The 4,985-nt window shown below is 64.2% G+C and carries 6 protein-coding genes and 1 tRNA gene; 3 read left to right on the forward strand and 4 right to left on the reverse strand.

What is annotated here, in order from left to right; genetic code table 11:
* Positions 1-75 precede the first annotated feature (75 nt).
* Positions 76-336, reverse strand: a complete 261-nt coding sequence (locus tag QZ184_RS09990; protein WP_071777943.1) for a DUF3493 domain-containing protein — start codon at positions 334-336, stop codon at positions 76-78.
* A 46-nt stretch (positions 337-382) separates the two neighbouring features.
* On the opposite strand from QZ184_RS09990, the gene QZ184_RS09995 reads away from it, so the two are divergent.
* Positions 383-454, forward strand: a tRNA-Thr gene (locus QZ184_RS09995).
* A gap of 99 nt (positions 455-553) precedes the next feature.
* On the opposite strand, the gene QZ184_RS10000 is transcribed toward QZ184_RS09995, so the two are convergent.
* Entirely contained in the window at positions 554-1,045 is a 492-nt protein-coding gene (locus QZ184_RS10000; RefSeq protein WP_296416266.1) for a cupin domain-containing protein, read from the reverse strand.
* A 50-nt stretch (positions 1,046-1,095) separates the two neighbouring features.
* On the opposite strand from QZ184_RS10000, the gene QZ184_RS10005 reads away from it, so the two are divergent.
* On the forward strand, positions 1,096-1,530 hold the full coding sequence (locus QZ184_RS10005; protein WP_296419406.1) for a nucleoside deaminase: 435 nt from the start codon (positions 1,096-1,098) through the stop codon (positions 1,528-1,530).
* A 6-nt stretch (positions 1,531-1,536) separates the two neighbouring features.
* On the forward strand, positions 1,537-2,292 hold the full coding sequence (locus QZ184_RS10010) for a 16S rRNA (uracil(1498)-N(3))-methyltransferase (RefSeq protein WP_296419408.1): 756 nt from the start codon (positions 1,537-1,539) through the stop codon (positions 2,290-2,292).
* Here QZ184_RS10010 and budA read toward each other — a convergent pair.
* Positions 2,239-3,093, reverse strand: coding sequence for an acetolactate decarboxylase (gene budA / locus QZ184_RS10015; RefSeq protein WP_296419410.1), 855 nt, complete (start codon positions 3,091-3,093; stop codon positions 2,239-2,241). The genes QZ184_RS10010 and budA overlap by 54 nt on opposite strands.
* A 7-nt stretch (positions 3,094-3,100) precedes the next feature.
* A complete protein-coding gene (alsS, locus tag QZ184_RS10020) occupies positions 3,101-4,846 on the reverse strand; it encodes an acetolactate synthase AlsS (protein ID WP_296416261.1) in 1,746 nt (581 codons plus the stop codon).
* Positions 4,847-4,985: the final 139 nt, after the last annotated feature.

Consider the following 4,985-nt stretch of genomic DNA (forward strand, 5'->3'; position numbering starts at 1 on the left):
GGCCCCGAAGAGACCACTGCCGAAGCACCCCAAGACACTGAGGAAGACCCTGCCAAACAGGACAGCGAAGACGCGTCAGTCGTCGACGCTGGGGGAGCGGTCGCGCCAGAGGAGAAGCCCGAAGAGGGCTAACGCCGAAACCTGAATCAGGAGGTCAGAGGACTGGACCACCTCTCCACCGGCCGAACGCATCGCCATCGTGGCCAGGCCAACGGCCGCAGAAGCGGTAAAGGCCAACCAGAGTCCTCGCCTGAGTCCACGCCAGGGGGTGCGAGCCTCCTGCAACAGACGAGCCCTGAGATCGGGATCCAGTGGGGGACGGGAGTCAGGCGGCATCCGCGCGTCTCAGGCTTCGAAGCCTGAATGCTAATTTCACTGGGCTGCCGGTGTAGCTCAGTGGTAGAGCAACTGATTCGTAATCAGTAGGTCGTCGGTTCAAGTCCGATCTCCGGCTTTTCAGGTCCTGACGCTCTCAAAAGAGATGAGACCCTGCAGTCACAGCAAGACATCTGAGTCCGCGGCTTTGAATTCGAGCCAAAGATGGCACCTGGCTCTAGCGATACTCGACCAGGGCAGCTGGTGGATGTTCAGCTTCTGAAAGTTCGCTGAGCATTTGAAAGTCGTCAAAGTCAAAACCAGGGGCGACCGCACACACCATCAGGCTCCAACGCCCTGAAGCCCGAGCGGCCTGCCAGACACCCGCTGGCACCACGACCGTTTCTGCTGAAGCCGGTAGAAGACAGTGCTCCTGCAGCTGCCCATCCATCACCAACAGCAACGCCAAGGGATCCCCCGCTAGGCAGCACCAACTCTCATCGGCGTGGTTCACCCGATGCCAGCGACTGATCTCCCCGGGGCCCAACAGAAACAGGATCTGGGTCAGGGCGTCGCGCTGCACCCCATCGGCGCGGCGCACCTTGAGCGCGCTGCGGAAGGTCTCTCTGTACCACCCCCCCTCGGGGTGAGGTTGAAGATCAAGGGCCGCAACGATCTCAGCCACGCTGTGGCGTTCTGGATCCCACGGACCGAGGTTGTCTTGCGTCATGCCTGCCATGCTTGGGCCAACGGCACGGAGGTGCGATCGATCGCAGCACGATGCAACGTCTGGTCGATGCGGCCCGGGCCGAAGCCGAACGGGGCTGGAGCGAAGGGGGAATTCCCATCGGCGCCGTCCTGGCCCAAGAGGATGGAACGATCGTCGCCCGTGGACACAACCAACGGGTCCAGAACGGGGATCCCACCAGCCATGGTGAAACCCAGTGCATCCGCAACGCCGGGCGGCGCCGCGACTGGCGTGAGCTGACCCTGGTCACCACCCTCTCTCCCTGTCCGATGTGCGCCGGAACGGCTGTTCTGCTGGGATTCCGGCGGGTGGTCATCGGAGAGCGCAAGACCTTTCAAGGGGCCGAGACCTGGCTCAAGGAGGCTGGAATCGAAGTCACCTGCCTGGACGATCCACGCTGCGAAGCGCTGATGCAAACCATGCAGCAGCAGAAGCCTGAGCTCTGGGCAGAAGACATCGGCTGCTGAACAGCGATGAACATCGTCCTGCTGAGGCCAGAAGACTGGATCGACAAGCAGCGCGTGCTGCTGAATGACGAGCGGGCGCGCCACATCCGCAATGTGCTCAAGTCGAGCGTGGGCGAGACCCTGCGGCTCGGGCTCATCGGAGGTGCCTGCGGTCAGGGGCTGATTGAGTCCCTGGACTCCAGTGGCGTGGTGCTCAGAGCCGTCCTCAGCGAACCGCCACCCAAGCGCCATCCCTTCGATTTGGTGCTGGCCCTACCGAGACCCAAGATGCTGCGCCGGATCCTGCGGCAATGCGCCGAATTTGGGATCAGCCATCTGCACCTGATCAACAGTGCGCGGGTCGAGAAGAGCTACTGGCAAAGCCCGCTGCTGCAAGCCAGCAACGTCGAGGCCGCCCTGCTCGCGGGCATGGAGCGCTCCCGAGACACCATCGCCCCGCAGGTGCATCTGCACCAACGCTTCCGGCCCTTCATCGAAGACGAGCTCCCAGGGCTCTGCGCCGGACGGCTCTGCCTGATCACGGAGATGGGGGCCGAGGAGCCCTTGGCTCAGCACGCCGGCCAACCCGCTCTGGTGATGATCGGGCCCGAGGGCGGCTTTGTCCCTTTTGAGATCGAGCTCGCCCAGGCCCATGGTGCCCGCCCCGTCCATCTAGGGGAGCGGACCTTGAGCGTGGACACGGCCCTCAGCGCAACCCTGGCTCAGGGATCAGCTGTGTTTGCTCTCCGCTCGGGCCAAGGCCTCGGCGGGATCCCCCTGTAGATCCGCCTCCAGGAAGGCCGGCGTTTCCGGCAAGGCCAAGTGCACGTGGTTGTCCATGTGCACCTGCACCGTCAGATCTTTGGCCTGCACGTCGAGGATGTGACCGCCATGGTTGTGGTCATCGCTCAGCAGGTGCAGGTGATAGCCGGGCACATTGATCGTGCGGGCATAGCTGGGAGTCCAGAACCCCACCAGGCTTCCGCGCAGACCGCTCTGGCTGAACTCCGCCTGGTGACTGGTCGCGCTCACCAGGTCAGTGCCATGGGCGCTCTTGCAGGCCACGCGGTAGTGGATCCTCTCGAACGTGCCGGTAATGCGGATGGCGCAGAAGAGATTGTCGCTGCGCCTTAGGCCATCGAGCTGGGCGGTGAGGTCGTCCCAACTGCTGACGGACGGCAGCGTCGTGGTGGTGTCAGCCGCAAAGAAGGTCGTCGCCCAAAAGGGAGCCAGGGCCGAGTCCGGGGCGACATGCACCGACCCATCACTGCGGGCCTGCCAGCAGGTGCCATCGAGCATGATCCCCTCACCATCGAGGCCATCGAAGGTGCCCAGGCCGAAGTCTCCATGGCGCTTGATGTCCGCCACGCGCACGCAACCCTGATAGACCCCCTGCACCAGCGCTCCAGAGGTGGAGACCTGATAGATCGTGTGGTGGTCAAGATCCAGGGTTTCCGCCAGGGAGCGGCGAACCAGATGGCTGACGCTGTCGCCCGTGCGTTCAGCCAAGGCGTGCAGCGCGTCCCAGAGACCATCGCCAACGGAGACGTTCAGGTGGTGACCGCTCGCATGCTGCGTGCTCATCGGAACCTCAGTGGATGAACTGCTGGTGCACGTTCTGCATCAGCCGGATGTTCTCGGAGTAGTCCACCGGAACATTGATCAGAACCGGTACCGGCTGCTGCAGGGCCTCCCGCAGGACGGGTCCGAGGTCCTCGGCGTTCTGGATCGAGTAGCCCTTCGCGCCAAAGGCCTCGGCGAACTTGACGACGTCGTAGTCGCCAAGCTGGATCCCCGAGACCCGTCCGTAGTGGGCCTGCTCCTGGAACTCCACCATGTTGTAGGAGTGGCTGTTCCAAATCACGTGCACGAAGCGGCTGCCCATCCGCACCGCCGTCTCCAGCTCCGTCGCCGTGAACAAAAAGCCACCGTCCCCTGAGACGGAGACCACGGGACAGCCGGGGCGCACCATCCCAGCGGCAATGGCCCACGGCAGGGCCACGCCCAGGGTCTGCTGACCATTGCTCACCAGCACCTGGCGAGCTCGCTCAGCCTGGGCATAGCGGTTCATCCAGATGTAGTGGGAGCCGACATCCAGGCAGAGCGTGGTGTCCTTGGTGATCACCGAACTGATCTCGTGCACCAGGCGCAACGGATGAACAGGAGCAGCTCCACCCATGGAGGCACCCTCGGCGGCCGTCGCCCGTAATTCAGCGGCGAGGGCCTGCTGCTGCTGACGGAAATCAGGGGCGATCGTCAGTGGCGGCAGGGTGGCCATGGCAATCAAGGTCTGCTGCAGATCCCCGATCAACTCCACCTGGGGCAGGAAGGCTTGGTCCTGGTCCGCAGCCTTTACATCGACATTGATCAGGGTGCGGGATTGATCGCTATTCCAAAGGCTGGGGTCGTATTCGACCGGATCAAAGCCGAGGCAGATGACACCATCGGCCGCGCTCAGCAGGGCATCCGCCGGTTGGTTGCGGAAGAGTCCCAACCGCCCCACGTACTGCTCCGGCGCGACCCAGCGCCCGGGCCCTTGGAAGGTGGCGCAGTAGGGCAGTCCGCTGCGGCGCACATAGGCCTGGAGCGCTTCGCTGAGATCTGGATCTGAAGCCTGCATCCCCAGAAGGAGCAGGGGCCGCTCCAGGGTTGCCATCAACTCCGCGGCACGGCTCAGGGCCTGGGGATGGCAGGGCCCCTGAAGGATCGGCTCACCCCAGCCCGCCGATGGGTCGGCCTCGATCTCAGCCAAGCCAACGTCCTTGGGCAGCCCCAGAAAGGCTGCCCCCGGCCGGCCCTGCTCAGCCGCCCGAATGGCATTGCCCAGGACCTCCGGTAGGTCGTGAATCGAGAGGGCGGACTGGGCAAAGCGCGTCACCGGCTGCATCAGGCCGATGGCATCCAGCGACTGATGGGTCTGCTTGAAGCGATCGTCCAGGGGCACCTCACCACCGATCGCCAACACGGGATCGCCTTCGGTGGTCGCCGTTGCCAGGCCCGTCACCAGGTTGGTCACGCCAGGGCCGGAGGTGGCCAGGCAGACGCCGATGCGGCCGGTCAGGCGGCCAAAGGCTTGAGCCATGAATGCCGCGTTCTGCTCATGGCGGCAGAGCACCAGCTCGATGGGCGAATCCAGCAGGGCCGTGAAGACGCTGTCGACCTTGGCCCCGGGGATGCCAAACACATGGGTGACGCCATGGGCTTCCAGCGCCTTGACCAGAAACTGAGCACCCGTCAGCGCCTTGGACCGCGGCGCCGGCTCCACTGGGCGGCCTGGCGTTCTGCGGTTGGAGGTCTGCGGTGCGTGGGGATGGGAATGGCGTGCCGATGTCGTCATCCGACGGTCCGAAGGCTGATTCGCACACCATGACCACAGCGCTGCGCCGCAGCCCCTGCGTTCGTTTTTTTTCGGGAATCTGCACCCCCCCAACAAAAAGCCCCCTCTTGCGAGGGGGCTTCTGGTTCAACCGAGATTG

This window comes from Vulcanococcus sp. DEBay_Sum22DG08_74, assembly GCF_017852955.1.
Classification (GTDB): Bacteria; Cyanobacteriota; Cyanobacteriia; order PCC-6307; family Cyanobiaceae; genus Vulcanococcus.